At 69.8% G+C, this 24413-nt stretch carries 23 protein-coding genes; 10 read left to right on the top strand and 13 right to left on the bottom strand.

Annotated elements, in window-relative coordinates; translation table 11 throughout:
* Positions 1-118: 118 nt before the first annotated feature.
* Positions 119-646, bottom strand: coding sequence for a GNAT family N-acetyltransferase (locus OHA61_RS36615; protein ID WP_406306667.1), 528 nt, complete (start codon positions 644-646; stop codon positions 119-121).
* A gap of 270 nt (positions 647-916) precedes the next feature.
* On the opposite strand from OHA61_RS36615, the gene OHA61_RS36610 reads away from it, so the two are divergent.
* From OHA61_RS36610 to OHA61_RS36595, 4 genes are all read left to right on the top strand, one after another.
* Positions 917-1213, top strand: a complete 297-nt coding sequence (locus tag OHA61_RS36610; protein WP_266485100.1) for a hypothetical protein — start codon at positions 917-919, stop codon at positions 1211-1213.
* An 82-nt stretch (positions 1214-1295) separates the two neighbouring features.
* On the top strand, positions 1296-2255 hold the full coding sequence (locus OHA61_RS36605) for an endonuclease/exonuclease/phosphatase family protein (protein WP_406306666.1): 960 nt from the start codon (positions 1296-1298) through the stop codon (positions 2253-2255).
* A 121-nt stretch (positions 2256-2376) separates the two neighbouring features.
* Positions 2377-3387 carry an SPFH domain-containing protein gene (locus OHA61_RS36600; protein ID WP_324991360.1) on the top strand — a complete coding sequence of 337 codons (1011 nt, stop codon included), beginning with the start codon at positions 2377-2379 and terminating at the stop codon, positions 3385-3387.
* Positions 3384-4283 carry a hypothetical protein gene (locus tag OHA61_RS36595; RefSeq protein ID WP_406306665.1) on the top strand — a complete coding sequence of 300 codons (900 nt, stop codon included), beginning with the start codon at positions 3384-3386 and terminating at the stop codon, positions 4281-4283. The genes OHA61_RS36600 and OHA61_RS36595 overlap by 4 nt, the downstream gene beginning before the upstream one ends.
* Before the next feature lie 39 nt (positions 4284-4322).
* Here OHA61_RS36595 and OHA61_RS36590 read toward each other — a convergent pair whose 3' ends face one another.
* The 3 genes from OHA61_RS36590 to OHA61_RS36580 all read right to left on the bottom strand — a co-directional run bounded on the left by OHA61_RS36590 (position 4323) and on the right by OHA61_RS36580 (position 6612).
* Positions 4323-5102, bottom strand: a complete 780-nt coding sequence (locus tag OHA61_RS36590; RefSeq protein WP_406306664.1) for a uracil-DNA glycosylase — start codon at positions 5100-5102, stop codon at positions 4323-4325.
* 591 nt (positions 5103-5693) lie between these two features.
* A complete protein-coding gene (locus OHA61_RS36585; protein ID WP_406306663.1) occupies positions 5694-5903 on the bottom strand; it encodes a DUF397 domain-containing protein in 210 nt (69 codons plus the stop codon).
* 571 nt (positions 5904-6474) lie between these two features.
* Positions 6475-6612 carry a hypothetical protein gene (locus OHA61_RS36580; protein WP_406306662.1) on the bottom strand — a complete coding sequence of 46 codons (138 nt, stop codon included), beginning with the start codon at positions 6610-6612 and terminating at the stop codon, positions 6475-6477.
* 370 nt (positions 6613-6982) lie between these two features.
* On the opposite strand from OHA61_RS36580, the gene OHA61_RS36575 reads away from it, so the two are divergent.
* Positions 6983-8197: a helix-turn-helix transcriptional regulator gene (locus tag OHA61_RS36575; protein ID WP_406306661.1), complete on the top strand. Its 1215-nt coding sequence runs from the start codon at positions 6983-6985 to the stop codon at positions 8195-8197.
* A 302-nt stretch (positions 8198-8499) separates the two neighbouring features.
* Here the strand turns inward: OHA61_RS36575 and OHA61_RS36570 are convergent, their stop codons facing one another.
* The 4 genes from OHA61_RS36570 to OHA61_RS36555 form a co-directional block, all read right to left on the bottom strand.
* On the bottom strand, positions 8500-9348 hold the full coding sequence (locus OHA61_RS36570) for an amino acid ABC transporter ATP-binding protein (protein ID WP_406306660.1): 849 nt from the start codon (positions 9346-9348) through the stop codon (positions 8500-8502).
* A gap of 9 nt (positions 9349-9357) precedes the next feature.
* A complete protein-coding gene (locus OHA61_RS36565) occupies positions 9358-10188 on the bottom strand; it encodes an amino acid ABC transporter permease (protein ID WP_406306659.1) in 831 nt (276 codons plus the stop codon).
* Complete coding sequence (locus tag OHA61_RS36560) at positions 10155-10922, bottom strand: ABC transporter substrate-binding protein (protein ID WP_406307595.1); 768 nt, start codon at positions 10920-10922, stop codon at positions 10155-10157. The genes OHA61_RS36565 and OHA61_RS36560 overlap by 34 nt, the downstream gene beginning before the upstream one ends.
* 249 nt (positions 10923-11171) lie before the next feature.
* Positions 11172-11660 (bottom strand): GNAT family N-acetyltransferase, encoded by a 489-nt coding sequence (locus OHA61_RS36555; protein WP_406306658.1) that lies wholly within the window; start codon positions 11658-11660, stop codon positions 11172-11174.
* Positions 11661-11867: 207 nt separating this feature from the next.
* Between OHA61_RS36555 and OHA61_RS36550 the strand changes: the two genes are divergently transcribed.
* The gene (locus OHA61_RS36550) at positions 11868-13052 is read left to right on the top strand and encodes an alpha/beta hydrolase family protein (RefSeq protein ID WP_406306657.1); all 1185 of its coding nucleotides are present in this window, start codon (positions 11868-11870) and stop codon (positions 13050-13052) included.
* 19 nt (positions 13053-13071) lie between these two features.
* Here the strand turns inward: OHA61_RS36550 and OHA61_RS36545 are convergent, their stop codons facing one another.
* On the bottom strand, positions 13072-13680 hold the full coding sequence (locus OHA61_RS36545) for an HD domain-containing protein (protein WP_406306656.1): 609 nt from the start codon (positions 13678-13680) through the stop codon (positions 13072-13074).
* Between the two features lie 29 nt (positions 13681-13709).
* Positions 13710-14435, bottom strand: a complete 726-nt coding sequence (locus OHA61_RS36540; RefSeq protein WP_406306655.1) for a siderophore-interacting protein — start codon at positions 14433-14435, stop codon at positions 13710-13712.
* A gap of 88 nt (positions 14436-14523) precedes the next feature.
* Between OHA61_RS36540 and OHA61_RS36535 the strand changes: the two genes are divergently transcribed.
* Entirely contained in the window at positions 14524-16599 is a 2076-nt protein-coding gene (locus OHA61_RS36535; RefSeq protein WP_406306654.1) for a penicillin acylase family protein, read from the top strand.
* The gene (locus tag OHA61_RS36530; protein ID WP_406306653.1) at positions 16589-17200 is read left to right on the top strand and encodes a GNAT family N-acetyltransferase; all 612 of its coding nucleotides are present in this window, start codon (positions 16589-16591) and stop codon (positions 17198-17200) included. The genes OHA61_RS36535 and OHA61_RS36530 overlap by 11 nt, the downstream gene beginning before the upstream one ends.
* 13 nt (positions 17201-17213) lie before the next feature.
* Here the strand turns inward: OHA61_RS36530 and ligA are convergent, their stop codons facing one another.
* Positions 17214-19319: an NAD-dependent DNA ligase LigA gene (ligA, locus tag OHA61_RS36525; RefSeq protein WP_406306652.1), complete on the bottom strand. Its 2106-nt coding sequence runs from the start codon at positions 19317-19319 to the stop codon at positions 17214-17216.
* Between the two features lie 58 nt (positions 19320-19377).
* Positions 19378-19749, bottom strand: a complete 372-nt coding sequence (locus tag OHA61_RS36520; RefSeq protein ID WP_266485077.1) for a DUF4440 domain-containing protein — start codon at positions 19747-19749, stop codon at positions 19378-19380.
* Between the two features lie 242 nt (positions 19750-19991).
* Between OHA61_RS36520 and OHA61_RS36515 the strand changes: the two genes are divergently transcribed.
* Positions 19992-21434 (top strand): PP2C family protein-serine/threonine phosphatase, encoded by a 1443-nt coding sequence (locus tag OHA61_RS36515; RefSeq protein WP_406306651.1) that lies wholly within the window; start codon positions 19992-19994, stop codon positions 21432-21434.
* A gap of 85 nt (positions 21435-21519) precedes the next feature.
* Here OHA61_RS36515 and OHA61_RS36510 read toward each other — a convergent pair whose 3' ends face one another.
* Positions 21520-23013, bottom strand: coding sequence for a hypothetical protein (locus OHA61_RS36510; RefSeq protein ID WP_406306650.1), 1494 nt, complete (start codon positions 23011-23013; stop codon positions 21520-21522).
* A 232-nt stretch (positions 23014-23245) separates the two neighbouring features.
* Between OHA61_RS36510 and OHA61_RS36505 the strand changes: the two genes are divergently transcribed.
* Positions 23246-24370: an aminoglycoside phosphotransferase family protein gene (locus tag OHA61_RS36505; RefSeq protein WP_406306649.1), complete on the top strand. Its 1125-nt coding sequence runs from the start codon at positions 23246-23248 to the stop codon at positions 24368-24370.
* The last annotated feature ends 43 nt before the right edge of the window (positions 24371-24413 follow it).

Raw genomic sequence — 24413 nt, 5'->3', positions numbered from 1 at the left:
CAGAGCGCGCCCGGGCGGACTTTAACCGAAGGCAAGGGAGAGGTCCATACCAACGGGCCTCAGCAGCAAGGCGGTTGGCCGAATACCGCCCCGATCCCGGTCGGCGTCCCGGAGCCGCCTACAAGGGCTTGCCCAGGACGATGCTCGGGCGGTTCAGCTCGCGGTCGTTGGCGCGGCGGAGCTCGGTGTATCCGAGGGAGGTCCAGAAGGAGAGCGCCCTCGGATTGTTCTCCAGGACGGCGAGGCGGGAGCCCGTACGGCCCGCCCGGCGGAAACGGTCTTCGAGCATGCCGGCCAGGCGTCGGCCGAACCCCGATCGCTGCCGACGCCGGTCGATCATCAGCAGCCCGATCCATGGATCCTGGTCGTCCGGATCTGCCGGGTGGTGGTCCAACGTCACGGCAAGTCCCACCAGTTCACCGCGCGACCTGGCGAGCAGCACCTGCGCCCCCTCGTGCGCCAGCTCGTCGGCGAGCGCCTTTGCGACCTCCTCGATCCGGATGTCGTACGGGTCGGCGAAGTCGCCGCTCAGCGCGAAGAATTCCTGGTTGGACGCATAGAGTTCGGCGATCTCGGTGAGCAGCTCGCCCGAGATGTCAGGAGCGCCGTGCTCGCCTCGGGCCACTGCCAGCTCTTCGAGGATCATGCGCCGCACCCTATCGAGGGCCGCGGGCTCACCGAATGCCGTTCAGCTCCTTGCCGTGACAAGACGTGCGTCCTCGTGACGCACAGTGGTCGTCACGGAGCGTGGACAGCGGTGAGGAGCCGCTACGCACCCTGTTATGGAACCGCACCCAGACACCACCGCGCGCACCCGTCGTGCAGGTGTCAGACTCGAAGGACGGCGTCTCGCAGAGCGGCGCTCGGAGGCAGCCGTGTCCTTTCACCTTCTCCCACCGTCAGTAAGGCATGCGCCATGACCTGGGCATCGTGGACCACCACCGGAATCTACGCGGGACCCGGCGGCGTTCTCACCGAGGAAGTCGGCGTGATCAAAGGGGACGTGACCGTCCACACCACCTGGTCGGACGGCCAGGCTCAGATCGCCGTTCAGTACAGCGGGGCCTCGGACTGGTTCACCATGTCGGGCAGCCCTGTGCCGTGCCCATCCGAAGAGGCCAGCCGTACCCTCCACCAGGCCATCGTCGACGCGGTGCGCGATGGAACCGAAGTCCCCGTCACCGCCGCCCACGGAGCGGCTCCGCCGGCCTGAACGGCAGACACCTGGCTCCCTTGCCGTGGCCCTGTCACGATGACAGTCCGGGCAAGTCCCAGTCTCAGGACGGAGCCAGGCCATGCTCTTGGGGACGTGGAATCTCGAGAACCTCTACCTGCCGGGCGGACCCTTCGGCCCCAGCGACAAGGCCTCGTTCGAGGCGAAGCTCGCCGCGCTCGCCGAAACCGTCACCGCGCTCGATCCGGGTCTGCTGGGAGTCCAGGAGGTCGGTGACCCGCAGGCGCTGGCCGATCTCACCAGCGTGCTCGGCGGCACGTGGCACACGGCGCTGTCCGAGCACGCGGACAGCCGGGGCATCCGGGTCGGTTTCCTCAGCCGCCATCCGCTCACCGTCATCGCCGACACCGCCGCGTTTCCCGGGCAACTGCTTGCCGTGCAGAGTGACGACCGCGCCGATCCGGTGGCCCGGATGGGCCGCGGCGCGCTGGCCGTACGTATCGAGCCGGACCAGGGGCCGGACATCGTGGCCGCCGTCTGCCACCTGAAATCGAAACTGCTCAGCTACCCGGGCGGCCGGTTCCAGCCCCGCGACGAGGGTGAACGCGCCCGCTACGGCGCCTACGCGCTGTTCCGGCGCGCCGCCGAGGCGACCACCCTGCGCGCGCTGGCCGACACCCTGCTCGACGGCCGGGGCAAGGAGCGCGCCGTGGTGGTCCTGGGTGATCTCAACGACGAGGAGGGCGCGGCCACCACCCAGCTCCTTCAGGGACCGCCGGGTTCCGAGATCGGCACGCCCGGCTTCGACCGGCCGGACAAGGGCGACGCCCATCGGCTGTGGAACGTGGCACCACTGATCCCACAGGGCCGGCGGTTCTCCCGCATCCACTCGGGACGGCCCGAACTGATAGACCACATACTCGTCAGCCACCGGCTCCTGGACGAGGTGGAATCAGCAGGTACGGGGCTCAGCGGGACGGCCACCCCGCAGCCGCTGCCCTCTGTCGACGAATCACCCGCCGAGCGCCGCGACGCGGCGGGCTCCGACCACGCGCCTGTCTGGATCCGGCTGCGGTCCTGAGCACGATCCCTGAGTGCGGAACTGAGTGCGGCCCGCGCGGTTCCCCGCGACCGCATTTCGTCGTATTGACGATAAGGAACCTGTCCCTATATCGTCGATACGACGAAAAGGGGAGGTTGTCATGGCCGACATCATCAGGCGCTTCGGCTGGCGTCATCTTCGCTCCGCACCCACCGCGCATGTCCGCCACCACCGGCGGGGCCGGCTCGTCCACGACGGGCCGGGGCTGAGTTTCTGGTACCGCGCGCTGACGGCGGCGCTGTGCGAAGTGCCCGTCGACGACCGGGAACTGGCCATGGCCTTCCACGCCCGTACGTCCGACTTCCAGGACGTCACGGTGCAGGCGACGGTGACGTACCGCATCGGCGATCCGGCCACCGCGGCCGCCCGGCTGGACTTCTCCATCGACCCGGACACCGGCGTCTGGCGCAGCGCCCCGCTGGAGCAGATCTCCACCCTGCTCACCGAGACCGCCCAGCAGCACGCGCTAGATGTGCTGGCCCGTACCCCGCTGGCCGCGGCACTGGTCGACGGCGTCGCGTCCGTGCGCGGGCGCATCGCCGAGGGGCTGGCGGCGGAACCGCGGCTGGAGGCCACCGGCATCGCGGTGGTCGCCGTGCGCGTCGTCGCTCTGCGCCCCGAGCCCGAGGTCGAACGCGCACTGCGCACCCCGGCGCGGGAGCAGATCCAGCAGGAGGCCGACCGCGCTACGTACGAACGACGGGCCGTGGCTGTCGAGCGGGAGCGCACCATCGCGGAGAACGAACTCGCCAGCAAGATCGAACTGGCCCGACGCGAGGAGCAGTTGGTCGAGCAGCGTGGCACCAATGCCCGCCGCGAGGCCGAGGAGAGCGCGGCGGCCGACGGCGTACGGGCCGAGGCAGAGGCCGCCCGCACGGTACGGCTGGCCAAGGCCGAGGCCGAAGCGGCACGCGAGGTCGGCGAGGCACGGGCCCAGGCCCAGGCTGCCTGGCTGCGGGTGCACGCCGACGTCGACGCCGCCACGCTGCACGCCCTGACCGCCACCCGGCTCGCCGAGAACCTGCCCCGCATCGAGAGCCTCACCGTTTCGCCCGACGTCCTGACCGGCCTGCTGGCCAGGCTCGGACGCCCCGAAGGGGACCGGGGATGAGCCTCGCGCCGCGGGCGGTGCTCGTGCATCGGACCACCGAGTACGAGGAGTTGCTCGCCCGCCACGGCACGCACGGCCAGGCCGGCTTCTTCCTCTCCTCGCGAGGCCGCGGCATCGAGGAGGTGGCCGAGCGCCACCACCGTGCTCGGCGCACCCTCGCCCAGGTGACGGCGGCGGTTCCGCTTCAGTGGCGGCAGGCACGGGTTGAGCGCATGGACCTCGACCGGTTTCTGTTCGCCCCCGAGGACGTGGTGATCGTGGTCGGACAGGACGGGCTGGTCGCCAACGCGGCCAAATATCTGTCCGGACAGCCCGTGATCGGGATCGACGCCGATCCGGGCCGCAACCCGGGCGTCCTGGTCCGCCACCGGGCGGGCGACGCGGCCAAACTTCTCCCCGCCGCCGCGTCCCCGAACTGCGCGACGGACGAGCTCACCATGGTGGAGGCGGTGGCCGACGACACCCAGCGGCTGCTGGCACTCAACGAGATCTATCTCGGCGCGCGCGGCCATCAGACGGCGCGCTACCGCATCGGGAACGACGACGAGGCGACACCCGTCGAGGCGCAGGCATCCTCGGGCGTCCTGGTCGGCACCGGCACCGGAGCGACCGGGTGGCTGCGCTCGCTGTGGCAGGAGCGGACCAGCGCGCTGACGCTGCCCGGTCCTGCCGATCCGCGGCTCATCTGGTTCGTACGCGAGGCCTGGCCCTCCCCCACCACCGGCACCTCGCTCGTGGAGGGAACACTGCAACGCGCGGAGCAGCTCAGGCTCGTCGTCGAGTCCGACCGACTGGTCGCGTTCGGCGACGGCATCGAGAGCGACGCGCTGGAACTGACCTGGGGTCAGACGGTACGGCTCGGCGTCGCGGACACCACGCTGCGTCTGCTGCTCTGACCGCGAGGCAGGGCGAAGGAGTAGGAACCGGCTCGCTGTTCACGGACTGAGGCCCGCGACGTCGGCCGCATGCTGGAAGACATCGACGAGCATGGGCAGGGTGAGCCGCCCCGTGAAGGTGTTCTGCCGGCTCGGGTGATAGCAGCCGAGCAGGTGCAGTTCCCGTCCGGTGCCGGAGCTGTGCAGCGTCACCCGGGCTCCGTGCCCGAACACCGGGCGGGGCCGCGGCAGTTGCCACCCCGCATGACTCAGCACCGGCAGCACCGCCTGCCAGCCGAAGGCTCCCAGGACGACCACTGCACGCAGGGCAGGGCTCAGCAGCTCCAGCTCTCTCGCCAGCCACGGCCGGCAGGTGTCCCGTTCACCGGGCGTGGGCTTGTTCTGCGGCGGAGCGCAGTGGACAGGTGCGGCGAGCCGCACGCCGCGCAGTTCCAGGCCGTCCCCGCGGTGTGTGGAGGTCGGCTGGGACGCGAGACCCACGGCATGGAGCGCCTTGACGAGGATGTCGCCGGAGTCGTCCCCGGTGAACATCCGGCCTGTGCGGTTGCCGCCGTGCGCCGCGGGCGCGAGACCGACCACCGCCAGCGCCGCGTCCGGGGGGCCGAAGCCCGGGACCGGCCTTCCCCAGTACTCCCAGTCCTGGAACGCCCGGCGCTTGGTGACGGCGACGTCCTCGCGCCAGGCCACCAGCCTCGGGCACGCACGGCACTGGGTCACGGCCGCATCCAGCTCGGCGAGTCCGCGGCAGCGGGGTGCACGGCGCGCGGGGAAGTCGCGGTCATCGGGGTGCGGTGCACCTGCGGTTTCATGCGTTCCCATGAGGTCACGCTAGTGCGGGTGCGGGTGCGGGTGCGGGTGCGGGTGCGGGTGCGGGTGCGGGTGCGGGTGCCGCTGCGCGAGGCTTCACCCCACCCCGCCCCTTCCCGTAACCGGGGGCGCTGCCCCCGGACCCCCGCGCCTCAAACGTCGGCGGGGCTGAATGTGCGGCCGAGCCGCACATTCAGCCCGTCCGGCGTTTGAGGACACGCGCGGAGCGCGTACGGGGTCTGGGGCGGAGCCCCAGTTCGGGATGGGGGTACCTCCCACGGCCGCCAGGGAAGGATTTTCTCTGTGGTCCATCACAGCTAGAGGCCCTGACCTGCGAAAACGGGGAGAGTCCAAGGGTGGCGCGCGGTCCCTGGGCACCTGACATCGAGACCGGACCGTTACCGTTTCAGGGGCAGGCGCATCAGTGCTCGCGCGGCCGGACAGATGCGCGGGTGGCAGCGTTGCGCCACCACCACAAGCCACGGCAGGCAGGCGGCGAGAGTGCGAAGAATGCCCCGCACTGCGCGCACCAGGGCAACCCGTTCTCAGGGTCCACAGGGCATCCAGCGCGGCAGCGGGGGCACTCTTGCATGCGTCCTACTCTCAGGCGGTCACGTCGTACTCTCCGGCCTTGACGGCTGCGGCAAGTGTCGCCCATCCGTCCGTCGTCATGGTGACGATCGCGTCCGGCCGCTCAGAGTCCCGAAGCGCCACCACTCCCGGAACGTTCATTGCCACCTGCGGGCAGTTGCCCACCTTCTTGTCACGGCATGCTGCCGCGGTGACGAACTCGAATTCGGGACTTGCGTCCATAGCGTGTGTCCTTCCCTCTGAGTGCGGGGAATCGGTCCCCGCGCCGTGTTGCGCGCCCCCAACCGCAGGTGGTCGGCAGGCAGTTGGGGGCGCTCACCCGTGCCGGACGGGGGCGACCGGCACGGGGGCATTCGTCGCTGCCCTTAACCGGGAATCGGCAGCCATCCGTTTTGGTGCTGGTCTTGCTGGGGCGCCTGGGCGCCTACTGGTCGCGCGACTCCCGGTAGGTGCGCCATAGGCGTTGACCGGTCTCACAGCCGTTATCGGCTTTGTCGGCAGTAGTGCAGCCTGCGCAGTCCTGGGCGTGCTCCAGCCATGCCCTGTACACCTGTTGCGTGGCGCTCTCTGCTGACATGAGCGCGCTCGCGATTCGCCCAGTCCGGGTCACAGCGTCACCTCCGCGGCGAGTCGCTGCGCCCTACAGGGCGGGCATGTGCAGGGCGGGAATCCGAATCCCTTATCGGACGGATTGCCGGGCGGGCAGAGGTGCGTCACCTTGTCCTGAACTTCCGTCCGGGTGCCTGTCTGGGCATTGATCCGGTAGACGCTGATCGTGATGGCGGCCATGTGATCACGCGCCCTTTCCGGATTCCGCATGGCGCCAGTCCTCGCCCAGCGAGGCGACCACGTACGGCCGGACCAGGGTGAGCGGCCGTTCCCAGGCCGCAGGCGGGAACCACTCCGCGCGAGGCTCCGGCAGGGTCGGCACATCTGGGGCGCGCCTCGCGCGGAGCCTGCGGGCTGCGACCAGTCGGGCCCCGCACACGTAGGGGCTGGACTGGGAAGGCGCCACAGGGGCCGCGGGGGGCGCGTCGGTGCGGCTGTGCCTACCGGGCGTACGGCGGCGCCCTAACGCGCCTGTCAGCCACGCGAGTAGCCGTGTTACAACGTTCATTGACTGCCTGCTTTCTCAGGTGGTCCACGCCCCCGGCCGTTCCAGCGGTGCGGGGGTCTTGCGTCGGACCACGCTGCCGCGCTGCATGAGGCTGCACCACGGCAGAAGTGCCGCATTTAGGCGGCATGTTGGCTGCACGCGGTACCCTGACCAGCGGAGACGGCATCCCGGACGGAGTACGGGCATGGCAGGTAAGCGGCAGCGTCTAGTGCAGCGCCGGAGGGCGAGCGGCTACACACAGGAACAGTTCGCGGACGCCCTGAGCGTCGACCGCACCACGGTGCAACGCTGGGAACGCGGGGAGGTAGATCCCCAGCCGCATCAACGGCCGAAGATGGCAAAGCTCTTGCAGCTCACGTCCAGAGAACTGGACGAATTGCTAGCGGCGGACACTCTGCCCGTTGCTGCGGCGCCCAGTTGGATAACCCCCACTCAGCCGGCCAACGATGATGAGGTGGCCGCTTGGGAATTAGCTCGACGTGTGCAGGCAAGCGACGTTGGACCGGAAACACTCACGCGTCTAGAGCGAACCTTTGATGAGTTGGCGACGGCTTACCCGGTCACTCCTCCGGCCGAACTACTGGAGCGCGTACGGCAGCACTCCGCCTATGTCGTACACCTACTTGACGCGCGCAAGACGCTTTCGGAACATCGGCGCTTGCTGGTCGTCGGGGGTTGGCTGTCCCTGTTTGGCGCAACGCTGCATATCGACCTCAAGCAAGAGCACGCAGCAACGGCCGGACTGCAAGCCGCGGTGACGCTCGCGCGGCAAGCAGAACACCCGGAAATCGAAGCATGGTGCTACGAAACCGACGCGTGGCGCGTGCTGACGAATGGCGACTATGTACGCGCGCTTGAACTGTCCCTAGCCGCTCAGGACATCGCACCCGTGGGAACATCGGCCCAGATTCAGGCCACCGCCCAGGAAGGGCGCGCACGCGCGAGGCTCGGCGAAGCCAGAGAGACATACGCGGCTATCGACCGAGTACAGAAGATGGCCGCCACGCTGGGGAGTCCAGAGCGCCCGACAGAGCACCATTACCAGTACGACCCCGCAAAGTCACTCGCCTACACAGCAACAACCCTCGCATGGTTGGGCGACGCTGCCGCGGAGCCGTACGCGCGTGAGGTCATTAAGCGTCTGAGTCCCTCCAACGACATCAGCAAATGGCCCCGCCGAGTGGCCTCCGCCAACATCGATTTGGCGCTAGTTCTCCTCGTGGGCAACCGCCTTGACGAAGCCTGTGATTCCGTCCAGAAAGCCATACTGAGCGGCAGGGTAGTGCCGTCCAATCATTGGCGAGCGCTAGAAGTGGTCAACGTGGTTGAGGCCAGAGTGCTGCCGGAGGCGCCCGACCTGCGCGAGGCATACGAGGGTTTAAAAGCGATCGGAGCGTGAAAGGGGCAGCAATGGTGAGCCTGCGGAAGCGCCCGGAAGTTGTGTACCGGGCGGGCGCCCACACTGGGCACGGCCAGATTAAGAGCGAGACAAGCGAACACGCCACCATTCGCAAGGATGACGGTAGGTACGTCTTGATACCTCAAGAGGACATCGCGGTAAAGCGCCTGCCGTAAACGCAAACCCCCCTCCTGTCCCGCTTGATGTGGAGACGAGAGGGGGCATTTCGTTCGGTTAGAACGGCTCACGGCGCAGCATGTGAAGGTGCAGCCTGCGGCGCAGGTGGTCGACTCTGAAAGCCGTCATCCTCCGGACGAGCCGTCAACCGCCTTGCGCACGTCCGGCCCGGCTTTCTCCGCCGGGGCCTCCGCCGCCGCCGGGTCCAGGATCCGCGTCAGGAAGTTCCTCGTCCGCTCGTGCTGCGGATCGCCCACGACCTGCTCCGCCGGACCCTGTTCGACGATCACGCCGTCGTCCATGAACACGACCCGGTCGGCGACCTCGCGGGCGAAGCTCATCTCGTGCGTGACGACCATCATCGTCATGCCCTCGGCGGCCAGCAGCCGCATCACCGAGAGCACATCGCCGACCAGCTCGGGGTCGAGCGCCGAGGTCGGCTCGTCGAAGAGCAGCACCTCCGGGCCCATCGACAGTGCCCGTGCGATCGCCACCCGCTGCTGCTGCCCGCCGGACAGCTGCGCCGGAAAGGCATCGGCCTTGTCGGCGAGCCCCACCCGGTCCAGGTTCTCCTTGGCCACGGCGGCGGCCTTCGCCTTGTCCCGGCCCAGCACACGGCGCTGCGGCAGCGTGAGGTTCTCGGTCACATTCACGTGCGGGAACAGGTTGAACTGCTGGAAGACCATGCCGATTCGGCGGCGTATCGCGTCGATGTCCACATCGAGGTCGGTGACTTCGGTGCCACCGACGAAGACCTTGCCGGAGGTGGGCTCCTCCAGCAGGTTCACACAGCGCAGCAGCGTCGACTTGCCCGAGCCCGAGGGGCCGATGACACACACGACCTCGCCCCGGGCGATCTCCAGGTCGATGCCGCGGAGCACTTCGTTGTCCCCGAACGACTTGTGCAGGCCCCGGATCTCGATCTCCGCTCGGCCTTCACCCATGCTGCCCACCGTCTCCGTCTTCTGTGACATCTGGATTCCTCACCTGGCCTTCTCGGCGCGCGCCTCCAGGCGGCGCACCACGAAGCTCAGCGGCACGGTCACGAGGAGGTAGCAGAGCCCGGCGACCAGGATCGGGGTGGAGTTGGCGGTCTGGCTGGCCAGGTCCCTGCCGAACTTGGTCAGCTCCCGCTCCTCCAGTGTGACCCCGAGGAACAGCACCAGTGAGGAGTCCTTGAACAGCAGGACGAGCTCGTTGGTCAGCGGCGGGATGACGATGCGGAAGGCCTGCGGGATGATCACCGACACCATGGCCCGGGCGTGCGAGAAGCCCAGCGATCGTGCGGCCTCCATCTGCCCCTTGGGCACCGCCTGGATGCCCGCCCGAATCGTTTCTGCCATATAGGCCGCGGCGACCAGTCCGAGACCGAGCGCGACCTTGCCGTACGTACCGCCGGGAATCTGCGTCCCGGGGAAGGCCAGCGGCACCGCCACGCCCACGAAGATGAAGATCAGCAGGGCGGGCAGGCCCCGGAAGAACTCGATGTAGACGGTGGCGACCCACCGGTAGGGAGCGACCGATGAGAGCCGCATCAGCGCCACGATCAGGCCGAGCACCAGACCGAAGGCGAACCCGGAGAGCGTGTAGACCACCGTGTTGCGCAGCGCGGTGGTGATGATGTCCGGGAAGAGCTCCTTGGCCAGGTCCTTCTGCGCGAACTGGTTCTGCAGCCGGTCCCAGTCGGCCAGGAAGCCGATCGCGGCTATCGCCGCGACGAATATGGCGTACTGAATGCCCTGAGATACGCGGCGCCGCTGGCGCCTGGTCAGCCGAGAGGTCACGACGTGGCCTGGGGCAGCGGACCGATCCACTGCTCGTACAGCTTCTTGTACGTGCCGTCCGCGCGGGCGTCGGATATCGCCTTGTTGATGGCGTCGAGGAGCTTCTTGTTGCCCTTCTTCACCGAGATGCCGTACTGCTCACCTGTCGTGATGTTGTCCCCGAGGACGAACTCGGCGGCGTTGGTCTTGTCCTTGAGCCAGCCCTGAACGACCGGGTAGTCGATGACGACGGCGTCGACCTGGCCGGTGCGCAGTCCGTTGAGGACCGCGTCCGAGCTCTCGAAGGCGACCGGGTCGAAGCCCTGGTCCTTGGCGTAGCTCTCGCCGGTGGTCTCCGCCTGCGCGCCGAGCTTCTTGTTCTTGGCCTTGATGTCCGCCAGGGACTTCACGCCGCTCTTCTTGCTCGCGAGCAGCGCCTGCGTGGCGTCGAAGTACGGGACCGAGAAGTCCACGTTCTTCTTGCGCTCGGCGGTTATCGTCATGCCCGCGGCGGCCAGGTCGCACTCGCCGGAGTTGAGGAAGGCGCCGGTCTTGAAGTTCTCGAACGGCGTGTCCAGGATCTTCTGATCGACCTTGAGGTTCTTCGCCACCAGGTCGATCAGGGACACGTCGAAGCCGACGACTTTGCCGTTCTGTTCGAACTGGAACGGCGGGTACGGGAGGTGAGTGCAGGTGGTCAGCTGTCCCTTGTGGACCACGGGGACGCCGCCCGCCGCCTCACCCGCTCCATCGCCACTGGAGGAACAGCCCACGGCGAGGAACATCCCCGCCGCAACGGCTCCGACGGTGGCGCGGGCACGGATACCGGTGCGGTGGCTGCGCGAACCGCTGGCCGTCCAGAACACGGGTTGACCTCCATAGGTGTGCGTGGTGGGTGGCCATCACGGCGGGCCGCCCGTCGGAGATCGTAAGGCACGGGACGCGTGGGGTGAGGTGCCTGTCCACGATGTGTACCAGCATGTGGGACGGCGTGGCGCGGCAGGTCCTGTCAGGTCCGCTGTGCCGGACAGGACCTAAGTGACCTGGATCATCAGCTCGGGACGGTCCCACATCACGGCGGGCGGATTCGCCGGCACGGTGCCGGTCCGCCGCGCGCCCACGCTGAGGTAGAAGCCTTCGGCAGGCGGGTGCGAGACGATGCGCACGGCCGGGATCCCGGCGTCACGCGCCTCGCCAATCATGTGCTCGATGAGCAGGCGGCCGACGCCGCGTCCCTGGGCGGCATCGGCGACGAACATCAGGTCCAGCTCCGCGGGGGCGAGGAGGAGGGCGTAGAAACCGAGCACTCTGTCGTCGGCGCCGAGTGCCACGAAGACGTCGTGGGTCTCGATGTAGTCGGGACCCACCCGGTATCCGGCGATCATCGGGGCGTACGGGCCCTCATAGGCGCGGGAGCCGCGAACGAGCTTGGTGAGCCGCTTGGCGTCGCGGGCGGTGGCTCGTCTGATCCCTACAGCATCCGCGCGGGCCCCGCGGGCGGCACCGGCCATATGCGCACTCATGGGGAGAGTATTGCCTGCCACTGCCGACAGCCGCGGGCCTGCATATGGTGCCCCGCCTGACGGGGGACATTTCCGGCCGCCTGTCCACCGTGAGTGGTAGCACGAGTTGGCCCCGTGGAGTGACGCCGCGCCCTCGGGCGCTTCCTAGGCTCCCCCTTCATGAGGCCGTCGCCCCCTGCGCGGCCAACGGGAGAAGGGACCTCCTCGATGCCCCGAGTCCGTCTTGCCGCCGTCGCCGCCGCGCTGGTGCTCTCACTGGCCGGCACCGGGACGGCGTTAGCCGCTCCGCAGAACGGTCCCGCCGTCGCCGCGCCCGCGTCCTCGGACGCCAAGGAGGTTCGGCTCTCCCTGCCGCGCCCGACGGGGCCGTACGCCGTAGGACGTGAAACCCTGCACCTCGTCGACACGTCCCGCACCGACCACTGGGTGCCCGAGGCGGGCGCCCGTGAGCTGATGGTGTCGATGTACTACCCGGCGCGGCCCAGAACCGGCACGCAAGCCCCGTACATGACCACCGAGTCGGCCCGGCTCCTGCTGGAGTACCAGGACCTCGACAAGCTCGTCCCCGCCGAGGTTCTCAGCGGCACCCGCACCCACTCGGCCACCGGCGCGCGGCCAGCGCACGGCCGCTTCCCGCTGGTGGTCCTCTCCCCCGGCTTCACCGCTCCGCGTACGACGATCAGCGCGCTCGCGGAGGAACTGACGAGCCGCGGCTATGTCGTCGCCACCGTCGACCATGCCTACGAAGCGGTGGGAGTGCCGTTCCCCGGCGGCCGGACCCTGCCCTGCACGGCCTGTGAACTCGCCGATGACGAGGCCGATCACGAAGCGATCGCCAACGGGCGGGCCAAGGATCTCTCCTTCGTACTGGACAGATTGACGGGACGTCACCCGGCCTGGAGGTATGCGCGCCTGATCGACCCGAAGCGGATCGGGATGGGCGGGCACTCCATCGGGGGCGCGAGCACCGCCTCGACGATGGCTCTCGACCGGCGGATCCGCGCCGGTGTGAACATGGACGGCGGCTTCGCCACCGCGCCCACCGCAGCCGGGCTGGGCGGACGTCCCTTCATGCTGCTCGGTACGGAGGCGGGTCACAGCCCGGGCGGCAGCAGCGACCCCACCTGGGATCGGGCCTGGCGCCGTCTCGACGGCTGGAAGCGCTGGGTGACGGTCGCCGGTTCCGGGCACTTCGCCTTCACCGATCTGCCGGTGCTCGGCGCGCAGTTGGGGATGAGCGATCCGGCGGAGCCGCTGCCGGGGCAGCGCGCGGGCGAGATCACCCTCGGCTATGTGGGCGCCTTCTACGACCTGCATCTTCGGGGCATCCCCCAGCCGCTGCTCGACGGGCCTTCGCCGCAAAACCCGGAGGTGAAGCTGCACAACCCCTGATCTGCCGCGGGCGCGGGCGTCAGCCGTGAACCGGGTACGCCGCCTGAAAGGACAGGCGCGCGTCGGCGCCTTCACCGATGCGCGCCAGGATCTCGTCGAGTTCCATGAACTCCTCCCACACCGGCCGACCGCTCGCCGCGGCCAGCCGGTTCACCACCAGGTCCTCGAGGTCCGGGACGCGTTTGTTCTTCCAGATCTTGTCGGCGAGACTCACCAGGAGATCCTCGACCCCGATGCCGAGCTCGGCATCGGGGTCGGACCACGACGCATGAGTTGCGGCGAACCGGGCCAGCCGGCCGTCGACCCCGTGGTCGAGCAGGAGTTGACGGCCCGCCTTCTCGTGTTCCGAGCCCGGGCTGCTGAGTTCGTCGGGGTACAGGGTCTTGCCCACGTCATGGGTGGCCGCGCCGAAGAGCACGGCTTCGGTGTCGAACCGCAGGTGTGGATACCGCAGCCGCACCCACTCCACGAGTTGGCCCGCCACATCGTGAACGGCGCGCAGGTGCGCGGCGAGGCGCGGTGGAGCGTCCAGCGCCCGAAGGAGCTCGGCCGCGCGCTCGGGCAGCGGACGCAGGGGCAGTTCGTCGCTGTCCTGCAGGGCGCGCAGCAGCAGATCGGCGGTGGTCACCGCGTCAGAGTAGCGAGCGCACCGCCCCCTCAGACCGCGCGCCAGTACCCCAGGGCGTTGACGCGGTCCTTGGGCAGCCCAAGGTCCCTGCGTACGTAGGTCGTCAGCGCCCGGGTCGTCGCGGTGTCGCAGGCCATCCATACGTACGCGCCCACCGGGTCGTCGAGCAGTCCGGGCAGTGCCGCCTTCACCTCGTCGACGAGGTGGGCACCCGCGTCGCGGCGCGGGACCCGGTGGAGATCGTGGTGCGCCGGGTCCAGGCACAGCGGCAGGTCCTTGTCCGAATCGTGCGTCGTCTCGAACCAGATCGTCGCCGGTACTCGAGGCAGCGCGTCGAGCAGGGAGTTGATCGCGGGGAGCGAAGCGGGGTCGCCGATGACGAAGAGCCGGGCCGGCAGCGGGTCGGGGGCGGTGAAGCCGGTGCCCTGGAGGGTGGCCTCGATCTTGTCACCGGGCTGGGCCTTGCGCGCCCAGTCGCTGGCGCAGCCGTCGTGCAGTGCGAACTCCAGGCTGAAGGTCCCGGCGGCCGGGTCCGCGTCGACGAGGGTGTAGGCGCGCTGATGCGGCTTGCCGCCGTCGTCGAACCAGATACGGGCCCACATGGTGGGGTGCACGCCGGTCAGCGCGAGCATGCCGCCGTCGGTGAAGTGCACCCTGTGGAAGTGGTCGGTGACCTCCTCGGCGCCGGTCACGGTGAACTCGAAGTCCTTGCCGCGCATCAGTTTGAGGAGGACGCCCTCCCAGCCATGCCCCACAGCGGTCTCCTCCCCTGGGCCGGGTTTGTCACCCGAACACCTGTGCTTTAAGTTAGGCCAGCCTAACCTAAAGAGTCGGGGAAACAGAGTGAGCACAAGGATCTACCGGGACCCCTGGGGAATCCCGCATCTGCGGGCGGACAGCGCGAGCGAACTCGCCTTCGCCCAGGGGCGCAATGCCGCGCTGGACCGGGCCTGGCAGATCGAGGTCGAACGGCACCGGTCACAGGGAACCACCGCCGCGTTCCTGGGCCGGGACGCCGTCGGGTGGGACGTCTTCGCCCGCCGGGCGCGGCTCGACGACACCGCCCGGCGCTGCTTCGGCGGCCTCGACAAGGACACCGCCTCGTGGATCACGCGGTACGTCGAGGGGGTCAATGCCAGTCTCGACGAGGGCGCCGGCCGGGCTCCCCAGTTCGCGGCTGCCGGACTGGCCCCCGGCCACTGGCGCCCGTGGACGCCGCTGGGGATCTGGCTCTCCACCCACATTCTCTTCGCAGGCTTCCCCACCAAGCTGTGGCGCGAGGAGGTCGCCCGCGCCCTCGGCGACGAGTCGATCGAGCTGTTCGCCACCGACGGGAACGGCACGTCGGGAAGCAACGGCTGGCTCGTCACCGGCGAGCGCACGGCCGGCGGGGCGCCGCTGATCGCGGGCGACCCGCACCGGTTCATCGAGGACCCGGGCATCTATCAGCAGATCCGCCTGGCCTGCCCGGAGTTCGACGTGGTGGGACTTGCCGTGCCCGGCGTCCCCGGAATCGCGCACTTCGGGCACACGGGGAGCGTCGCCTGGGCGATCACCAATGCCATGGCCGACTACCAGGACCTCTACCGGGAGCGGCTGCGAAGACGTGGCGCGGACGTGGAGGCGCTCGGGCCCGACGGCTGGCGTCCTGCCTCCGCGCACCGGGAGACCGTCGACGTCGCGGGCGGTGACCCGGTCGAGGTCGAGGTGATCGAGACCGCGCGCGGACCGGTCGTGATCGGCGGCCCCGACGAGGAAGTGGCGATCAGCCTGCGCGTTCCCCCTCGGGTGAGCGGGGACCTCGGCTTCGGCGCGCTGCCCGCGCTGCTTCTCGCGCGGACGGTCGCCGATGTGGACCGGGCCTTCGACCGCTGGTCGGAGCCCGTCAATGTCGTGCAGGCGGCGGACACCGCGGGCGGACTGCTGCACCGCGTCGCGGGTCAGGTGCCCCTGCGGCACCCGGACAACCGCCTGCGTGTCGTGCCCGCCTGGGAAGCCGCGCACACATGGCGCGGCGGGAGCGAACCGCTGCCCCGCGAGAGGGTGGAAGGCGTCGCGGTGATGGCGAACCAGCGAGGTCTGGCCGCCCCGCTCGGAGCCGAGTTCGCGCCACCGCACCGTGCCGAACGCATACGGGCCCTGCTCGAGGAGTCGCGCACCTGGACCGCCAAGGGCATGGCCACCGTCCACATGGACACTCGACTCGCTTCCGCCAAGCCCCTGTTGGAGCTGATCGCCACGCTCGGCGGGCTCAGCGCGGACGCCGCGGTCCTACGGGACCAACTGCTGGGCTGGGACCTCCGGATGGACGCGGACAGCGTGGACGCGACCGCCTACGCGGAGGTGCGGTCCGCGGTGGTACGGCGCATCGCTGAGCATCCTGCACTGGAGGAACTGGCCGCACGGGTCGAGTCCGCTCCGTATCCCGAGCTGTTTTGGCCCTGGCTGGCGCTCGTCCCCCGCGTCGCCTTCGCACTGGAGGGGCTGCTGACGACCGCTGCACTGCCGGGCCTGAATCGCGCGGATGTCGTACGCGCCGCGCTGGAGGAGGTCGCGGGCACGGACCGTACGCCCACGCCCTGGGGTGAGCGGCACCGGCTCGCACCATGGCAGGCACTGCCCGACGCGCAGCCGGGCGCCGAGACCGAGGTGTGGCCGGGGCTGTCCGGCGACCACGACTGCGTGCTGTCCACGTCGAGCGTGCCGGGCATCACGGACCACAGCATGCGAGGACCGGCTGCGCGCTATGTGTGGGACCTGGGGTGCCGCGACGACAGCCTCTGGGTGGTCCCCTTCGGCACGTCCGGGATACCCGGCGACGCCCATCACCGCGACCAGCTGCCGCTGTGGCTGCGCGGCGAACTCGTCCCCGTCGTCACCGACTGGAACCGACTCACCGAGGAGAGCCATGACGTCTGAATCCACCGCGCAGTCCCCCGCCCGCCAGGAACACGCCCGGCCCCGCGAGGCTGTGTTCGAGAAGGTCGTCCACGGCTTCGGGACCGTACGCATCGTCCCGGTGGATCCCGCCGCCGACGCCGGTCTGATCCACGGCTGGGTCACCGAGGAACGCGCCCGCTACTGGGGGATGACCGACCACAGCCGCGAGCAGGTGCTGGAGATATACGAGTACCTGGACTCGCTCACCACCCACCATGCCTTTCTCGTCGAGCGGGACGGTGAGCCTGTCGCGCTCTTCCAGAAGTACGAACCGGACGCCGACCCGGTCGGCGAGTGCTACGACGTGCAGCCCGGCGACGTCGGGGTCCACCTCCTGATCGGCCCCGCCAACGGCGCCCCGCAGCGAGGCTTCACCGGCGAGCTGCTCAGCGCCTTCATCGCCTACGCGCTCTCCGACCCGGCACACCGGCGGATCGTCGTCGAGCCGGACGCCCGCAACACGAAGGCCATCGAGCGCATGGTGCGGGCCGGCTTCGTGCTCGGACCCGAGATCGACAAGCCGGAGAAGCGGGCACGGCTGGCCTTTCTCAGCCGCGACGCGATGGCGCGCCGCGGCTGACCGTCCGGTCCCGTCACCCGGTCCGGTCGAGGAAGTCGGCAACCAGCTCGGCGAACTCGTCCGGGCCGACGACGCGCGTGCCCAGCTGCTCGGCCTTCTCCCGCTTGGATCCGGCGTTTTCACCGGCGACAAGCAGTGAAGTGCGCTTGGAGACGCTGGAGGAGGACTTGCCGCCGGCCCGCTCGACGAGTTCGTTCATCTGGTTGCGGGACAGCTTCTCCAGTACGCCCGTCATCGCGCCCGTGACCACGACGGTCATCCCGGCCAGCGGGCCCGCGTCCGCGGCTGCCCCCGCGCCTCCGTCCTCCTCGGCCTCGACGGGCGGGGTCGCACCGGGCTCGGTCATATTGACGCCCGCCGCGGCCAGCCGGTCGATGAGCGGTCCCAGTTCGGCGAGTTCGGCAACCACCATCGTGGCCTTCTCCACGCCGATGCCGTCGACCCGCTGCAGGGCCTCGGCATCGGCGGCTCGTATGTGCTCCATCGTCGCGAAGTGACGCGCGATGCGGCGCGACATCGAACGGCCGGTGCCGCGGACGCCAAGCGCGCAGAAGACCCGGGACAGCGGCCTCTCCTTCGCCGCCCCGATGGCTGCCAGGAGATTGTCGGTGCTGGTCTCCCCCATCCTCTCCAGGCCGAGCAACTGCTCCCTGGTGAGCGAGAACAGACCGGCGAAGTCGCTCACCAGGCCCGCCTCGACGAGCTGAACGACGCGCGTCGTACCGAGGCCCTCGATGTCGAGCTGGTCGCGCCCCGCGGCGTACGAGACGGAGGCCACCAGGCGGCAGTCGCGCCCTCGCACGCACCGCCAGCGCTGCTCGGAGGTGTCGATCTCCGAGCCGCACTGCGGGCACGCCTCGGGGAAGCCGATCGGCTGCTCGTCCCCCGTACGCAGGTGGGCGACCGGCGCCTCGATACGCGGGATGATGTCGCCCGCCTTGTAGACCATCACGCGGTCACCGATGCGCAGATCACGGCGGGTGATGTCGGCGGGGTTGTGGAGGGTCGCATAGGTGACGGTCGATCCGTCGATCTCCACCGGCTCCAGGACGGCGCGAGGCGCGATGATGCCGGTGCGACCGACATTCCACTCCACACCGAGCAGGGTCGTCACCTTCTCCACGGCGGGCAGCTTGTACGCGATGGCCCATCGCGGCGCCCGCGACCCGGAGCCCGCCTCAGCCTGGTCGGCGGCGAGGTCGGCCTTGATGACGATGCCGTCGATGCCGAAAGGCAACTCCGCACGCAGCGCCCCTATCTCACCGACGCGCACCTGAATCTCCTCGACGGTGCTCAGGGTGCGAGGCGCGACGGCGGTGGTCTCGGCGGTGTGCACACCGAGGCCCGCGACATACGTCATGAGCGCGCTGTGCGGCCACTGCCCCAACTGCTCGGCGAGAGCCGCGCCGGAGTCGGCGAGCGCCAGTGCGCCGTAGCCGAAGAACGTCATCTCCACTCGGTACTCGCGGTCCTTGGCACGCAGCGTGCCCGCCGCGCCGTTGCGCGGGTTGGCGAAGGGGGCTCCGCCGTGCTCGGTGCGCGCCGTGTTGGCCTGCTCGAACTGCTCGTTGGTCATGAGCACTTCGCCGCGCACCTCCAGGGTGACCGGCTCTGCCAGCCGGTCCGGCAGGCCGGTGATGGTGCCGATCGCATGCGAGACGTCCTCGCCCGCGCTGCCGTCACCCCGGGTGATGAGCCGGACGAGCAACCCCTGCTCGTAGCGAGCCGCTATCGCCAGGCCGTCCAGCTTGGGCTCGACACTCCACTGCTCGACCGGCCGGCCGATCCGGCGCTCCAGCGAGGCGGCCCACGACTGCAGCTGCTCGGCGGAGAAGACATTGTCCAGGGACAGCATCGGCGCGGTGTGCGGCACATCCCCCACGGCCGCGCCCGCGGCCACCTTCCCGGTCGGCGACCGGTCCGCCGTCTCGTCCGGATGCGCCTGCTCGTAGGCGGCGATGCCGCGCACCAGCCGGTCGTACGCATCGTCGTCGAGGATGCTCTCGCCCGTCGCGTAGTACGCGGCGGCGGCCTTCGTCGCGGTCTCGACCGCCTCGGCGTAGGCAGCGGAGTCTTCGAGAGTCGCGGCAGCGGCATGCGCGGGAGTTGAAGTCGTCATGGCTCTCATAGTGCCGCCCACCACTGACAACGGCCCTGGCCCGCGCTCCCCCGGCCCCCTACTCCGAGCCGATCGGCGTCCCCTGATGGAAGTACAGCCGCCAGCCCTCGGGGTTCCTGCGCCACAGGGAGCTGCGGCGGGCCCGGCGACCGCTCTCGTCGGACACGTACGTCACCTGAACGAGCCCGGGAGCCAGCAGCGTGCCATGCAGGTCACTGACGGCGACGGGCTTCACAGGCTCGCCCGGAACCGGTGTCGTCGTGCTCAGAATCGTCGTACGGTCCCAGCGCTGCCCCGATGCCCCGAACTCGAAGAACTCCGGATCGAGCAGCTCCAGGACCTCGTCCGGCGAGGCTCGCACCACCGGATCGAGCAGGTGCAGTTCCCCCTCGACCGCCGCGTCGACCGATTGTTCCGCCTCGTCATACATGGCGCGAGCCTTGTCTCGTCAGCGGTGTCCGTCAAGCGGAAAACGGGGCGCGGCGGATACTGTCGCCTCGAAGGCGTACACGACGTTGCGCCGACCCGGCCGGGCGGCCATTGGCATATGGCAGAGGCACCACCGTATCGAGTGTTGCCAAATCCCTTACGGGCCATCGCTCCCTGTGCAACAGTCGTAACCGGTCCATTTGTTGAGACCTGGCTGTGGCCGCGCCTGTATCGGAGTACGACATGCCGTCCCATGTGTTCGCGGACCGTCCCGCCCCGCAGCCGCCCGAGCGCGGCACCGTCGACGCGCTGATCACGCGGACGCGCCGGCTGCGCGGCGATGTGGACGCCGTCCGCCGTGACGCCGCGACGGACGAGGACGACCCGCAGGGGCGCTGGCAGCGGGCACTGTGCGACCTCGCAGTTCACCATCTCGACGACCTCGGCGCGCACCTGGGACAGCTCAAGGAAGGCCTGCCGCAGGAGCCGCTCGACGCCTTCGAGGACGAGCTCGCCGAGTACGAGGCGGACAGCGCCCGGAGCACCGGATCGCTGCTGAGCCGGGTCGGCAGCGCAGAATGGAATCTCCTCACCGACGAGGTGAGCTGGTCCGACGAGCTGTACCAGATCCTCGGGCGCTCCCCGCAGAGCGGCCCCATGTCTCTGGACGAGCTGCCCTCCATCGTCTTCGCGGAGGACCAGGGCCTGCTCACCGCGCTGGTGACGGACTGTCTGGTGGACGGCCGGCCCATCGACGGCGAGTTCCGTATGGTGCGCCCCGACGGCCGGGTCCGCACCGTTCACATGATGGGCGAGCCCGTACTCGACTCCGACGGATCGACCGCCGCCATGTGGGCGGTGCTGCGGGACGTCAGCGACTTGCGCCGCAGCCAGCGCGCGGTCCGAGAGACCCGCGACTCCCTGCAGCGCCGGCAGCACTTCGCCCAGACGGAGCACCGGCTCGCGGTCGAGCTCCAGGAGGCCGTACTTCCGCCCTGGCGGGGATCCTTGCAGTTCCCGCTCGACGGCGACGGGCCGGCCGCACTGGATGTCGCGGCGCACTATCTGCCGTCCGCCAACAGCGCGTTGATCGGCGGCGACTGGTACGACGCGCTCCAACTGCCGTGCGGCGACTCGCTGTTGAGTGTCGGCGACCTGACCGGCCACGGCGTGACCGCGACATCGGCGATGGCGATGCTGCTGGGCGCCCTGCGCGGAATGGCCGTTGCGGGTATCAGACCCGGACCGCTCATGGCGCATCTCAACCAGCTTCTGGAGACCTCGGTGCAGCCCGCCCTGGGCAGTGCGGTGTGCTGCCGCTACGACCCGGCGAGCCGGACGCTGTCCTGGGCGCAGGCGGGCCACCCCGCCCCGCTGCTGTTCCGCAACGGGACGGGGCACGCCCTGACGCCGCCCGCCGGGGTGCTGCTCGGTGCCACGTCCGGCGCCGAGTACGAGCAGGCCGAAGTGCAGCTGCTCCCCGGCGATCTGCTCATCCTGCACACCGACGGCCTGACGCGCAGGAACGCTGCCGAAGAGGGCGACACGAACCGGCTGCTCGCGCTGGCACCGCGGTTCGCCGAGGCCCGCGACGCCCAGGAATGCGTACGGAGGGTCGTCGAGACCTTCGGTGAGGACGGCCGTGAGCACGACGCCTGCGTGATGGTCGCGAGGATCGGCGTGTAGGAGGCCGCGTGGGCAGGCTCGCCCAGTGGGTGGTAGAGGTCGGTAGTGGGGTCGGGTCCTTTGGCGCGAACCGCGCCGGACTGGACTAGATTTCCGCGCTCCTCGGCTTCTTCGAGGGGCTGTTGGGCAGGGCCAGCTGGATCTCCTCGCGCAGATCCTGGATCCTCGGATAGCCGGAGTAGTGTCCGGTCAGCCGGTACATCTCCCGCAGCCTGTCCCACGTCCGGTGCGAGGAGGTCTCCCCCATCGAGACGAGTGCCAGCCGTGCGTAGCGGTCGGCCTGTTCGGGGTCGTCGGCGATGAAGCACGCCGAAGCCAGTGAGATGTAGTCGAAGATCTTCGAGCGCTGACGGCCGCCCTCGCGCAGCTCCAGCGCCATTTTGGCGTGGTTCTGCGCGGTGGCCGCGGCGGACGGGTCGTGTTCGGCGAGGGTGCGGTACGCCAGTGCCTGCATGCCGTGCAGATCCGCCTCGTCGAACATCTGCATCCAACTGGGCGGCGGCACATCACTCTTGTCGGAGACGAAGAGATCCTCCGCCTCGCCGAGAGTGCGGCGCATGGCCTGGCCGCGGCCCATGGACGCCTGAGCCCAGGCCTCGATGGTGTGCAGCATCGCCTGGGTGCGCGGCAGGACCTGTTCGCCCGAGCCGGACTTGGCGAGCTTCATCAGGTCCAGGGCATCGTCGGGACGGCCCAGATGGACCATCTGCCGGGCAGCTCTGGACAGCGCTTCGCCGGCGCGCGGACGGTCGCCGCCCTCGCGTGCCGCGTGGGCGGCGATGACGAAGTACTTCTGGGCGGTGGGTTCGAGGCCGACGTCGTGGGACATCCAGCCGGCGAGTACGGCGAGGTTGGCGGCGACGCCCCACAGGCGCCGCTGGAGATGGTCGGGGTGGCGGTAGGCGAGCATGCCGCCCACTTCGTTGAGCTGCCCCACGACTGCCTTGCGCTGGAGTCCGCCGCCGCGGGCGGCGTCCCAGGCGCGGAACACTTCGACGGAACGCTCCAGCGCCTCGATCTCCTGCGACCCGATGGGGGCGGCCTCATAGCGGTCGAACCCAGCGGGGTCGGCGTGCAGGGGATGGTCGGTACGGGGAGCGTCCTGGACGAGTGCGGGGTCGGTGTGGAGCCAGTCGTGCATGGCGCCGCTGAGTGCTGAGCCTGCGGCGAGCGCGGCGCCCGCACCCACCAAGCCGCGTCGGTTGAGCATGAGGTCCATTCCCGTGAATTCGGTGAGGACCGCCGCCGTCCGTTCGGGCGCCCACGGAAGGCCGTCAGGGTTGCCTGCTCCCTTGACGTCCCGCCGTCTACCCGCTCGCCCGACTCGTACGAACCCGAGGTCCTCGATGGTCACGACACGACCGAGTCGCTCGGTGAACAGAGCTGCCAGCACTCGTGGCACGGGATCGCGCGGGGTCTCCCCCATGTCGATCCAACGCCGCACCCGTGAGGTGTCGGTCGCCAGCTGGGGGTGGCCCATGGCCGCCGCCTGCCGGTTCACGAGTCTCGCGAGTTCGCCCTTGGACCAGCCGGCCAGGCCGAACAGGTCGCAGAGGCGGGTGTTGGGTTCTCCGGTCACGTCAAGCCCCCAGGTTCTCGGCTGAGTTGACACTAACCGTCTGTCATAGGGCTGGCGACTATTCGCCACGGTTCGCCAGGGTGCGCCAGATGGTGTGCCACCCGCGACGGGGTGTGACGTAGGAACGCGCCACCTCGGCTCGGCAGCCGGAGGCATTCCCCAGGGTGTTGCCCGGCTGCCGGGGCGGGGCCGCGTACGCAACTTGTCGGCACACGAAGGGATCTGTCACCCCATGTACACAGCATCGTCCTCCGTGTCCGTCCCTCACCGGCCGCAGCGCACCGCTGTCCCGGCCGTCGGCACCGGGCCGTATCTCGACCCGATCCACGCCGGCCGGGCTCGACGGCCGGCGGGAGCCGTCGGCCAACCCCTCAGCGGGAGAATCGACTTGTCCGGCCCTCAGGGCGCACAGCTGCGCATGGCTGTCGCGTCGGTGCACCGGATCTGCCCGGAGTTCCATCCGGTGCAGGTGCTGCGCCGCAGCGGACGTTCGGTACTGATCGTCGGCACCACCGGACGGACGACGGCGGTCGCCAAGTGCTTACTGGATCACTCGCCCGTCTGGGCCGAGCGGCTCCGCCACGAAATAGCTGCATATCGCGCCTTCGTTCGGCACCGCCCACCAGTGCGGGTTCCGCGGCTCATCGCCGCGGATCCCGACAACTGCACACTGGTGATCGAGCGGATGCCGGGCCGGGCGGCGGCCCTTGCACGGCACCCGGCCGAGGCTCCGCCCCGTGCCGATGTACGGGCCGCCCTCGGCGCGATCGCGCGACTCAACTCCTGGCGCCCGCCGGCCGGGATGTTCGACGCCCCGCTCGACTATGCGGCGCGCATCGCGCGCTACCACGAGCTGGGGCTGTTCACCGACCGCGACCTCGGGGACCTGCAGAAGCTGCTGCACGGTCTGGCGCACGCCGGCGGGCGGCAGGGCATGGGCCAGTTCTGTCACGGCGACGCTCTGCTCTCCAACATCCTGCTGTCGCCCACGGGTCCGGTGCTGGTCGACTGGGAGCACACCGGCTGGTATCTGCCCGGCTACGACCTGGCGACGCTGTGGTCGGTGCTGGGGGACGCACCGGTGGCGCGCCGTCAGATCAGTCAGCTGGCACAGCAGGCGGGACCGGCCGCGCGGGACGCGTTCCTGGTGAATCTGATGATGGTGCTGACCCGGGAGATCCGTACGTACGAGACGGCCGTGCAGCGCACGATGCGGGACGCGCCGCCCGTCGGCGGCGCCCAGATTCCGCCCGGCGGACTGTCTGCCGGTGAGGAGCAGCGGCTGCTGCTGCGGCGGCTGCACGACGACTGCGCAATGGCCCGCCGGGCCGTGCGTGCGGCGGTCGGCACTCGCTGACCGACCGCCACAGAGGGGGAAGCGCGCTGCGCGCCCAGTGCCG

It is taken from the genome of Streptomyces sp. NBC_00885 (assembly GCF_045207475.1).
Lineage (GTDB): Bacteria > Actinomycetota > Actinomycetes > Streptomycetales > Streptomycetaceae > Streptomyces.
The sequence above is the reverse complement of the archived record's forward strand: the minus strand, read 5'-3'. Positions and strand labels throughout refer to the sequence as shown.

Bases quoted from the DNA above. Each gene is read 5' to 3' on its own strand.
- OHA61_RS36615 (WP_406306667.1), bottom strand. From the start codon at position 646: ATGATCCTCGAAGAGCTGGCAGTGGCCCGAGGCGAGCACGGCGCTCCT.
- OHA61_RS36610 (WP_266485100.1), top strand. From the start codon at position 917: ATGACCTGGGCATCGTGGACCACCACCGGAATCTACGCGGGACCCGGC.
- OHA61_RS36605 (WP_406306666.1), top strand. From the start codon at position 1,296: ATGCTCTTGGGGACGTGGAATCTCGAGAACCTCTACCTGCCGGGCGGA.
- OHA61_RS36600 (WP_324991360.1), top strand. From the start codon at position 2,377: ATGGCCGACATCATCAGGCGCTTCGGCTGGCGTCATCTTCGCTCCGCA.
- OHA61_RS36595 (WP_406306665.1), top strand. From the start codon at position 3,384: ATGAGCCTCGCGCCGCGGGCGGTGCTCGTGCATCGGACCACCGAGTAC.
- OHA61_RS36590 (WP_406306664.1), bottom strand. From the start codon at position 5,102: ATGGGAACGCATGAAACCGCAGGTGCACCGCACCCCGATGACCGCGAC.
- OHA61_RS36585 (WP_406306663.1), bottom strand. From the start codon at position 5,903: ATGGACGCAAGTCCCGAATTCGAGTTCGTCACCGCGGCAGCATGCCGT.
- OHA61_RS36575 (WP_406306661.1), top strand. From the start codon at position 6,983: ATGGCAGGTAAGCGGCAGCGTCTAGTGCAGCGCCGGAGGGCGAGCGGC.
- OHA61_RS36570 (WP_406306660.1), bottom strand. From the start codon at position 9,348: ATGTCACAGAAGACGGAGACGGTGGGCAGCATGGGTGAAGGCCGAGCG.
- OHA61_RS36560 (WP_406307595.1), bottom strand. From the start codon at position 10,922: ATGTTCCTCGCCGTGGGCTGTTCCTCCAGTGGCGATGGAGCGGGTGAG.
- OHA61_RS36555 (WP_406306658.1), bottom strand. From the start codon at position 11,660: ATGAGTGCGCATATGGCCGGTGCCGCCCGCGGGGCCCGCGCGGATGCT.
- OHA61_RS36550 (WP_406306657.1), top strand. From the start codon at position 11,868: ATGCCCCGAGTCCGTCTTGCCGCCGTCGCCGCCGCGCTGGTGCTCTCA.
- OHA61_RS36530 (WP_406306653.1), top strand. From the start codon at position 16,589: ATGACGTCTGAATCCACCGCGCAGTCCCCCGCCCGCCAGGAACACGCC.
- ligA (WP_406306652.1), bottom strand. From the start codon at position 19,319: ATGACGACTTCAACTCCCGCGCATGCCGCTGCCGCGACTCTCGAAGAC.
- OHA61_RS36520 (WP_266485077.1), bottom strand. From the start codon at position 19,749: ATGTATGACGAGGCGGAACAATCGGTCGACGCGGCGGTCGAGGGGGAA.
- OHA61_RS36515 (WP_406306651.1), top strand. From the start codon at position 19,992: ATGCCGTCCCATGTGTTCGCGGACCGTCCCGCCCCGCAGCCGCCCGAG.
- OHA61_RS36505 (WP_406306649.1), top strand. From the start codon at position 23,246: ATGTACACAGCATCGTCCTCCGTGTCCGTCCCTCACCGGCCGCAGCGC.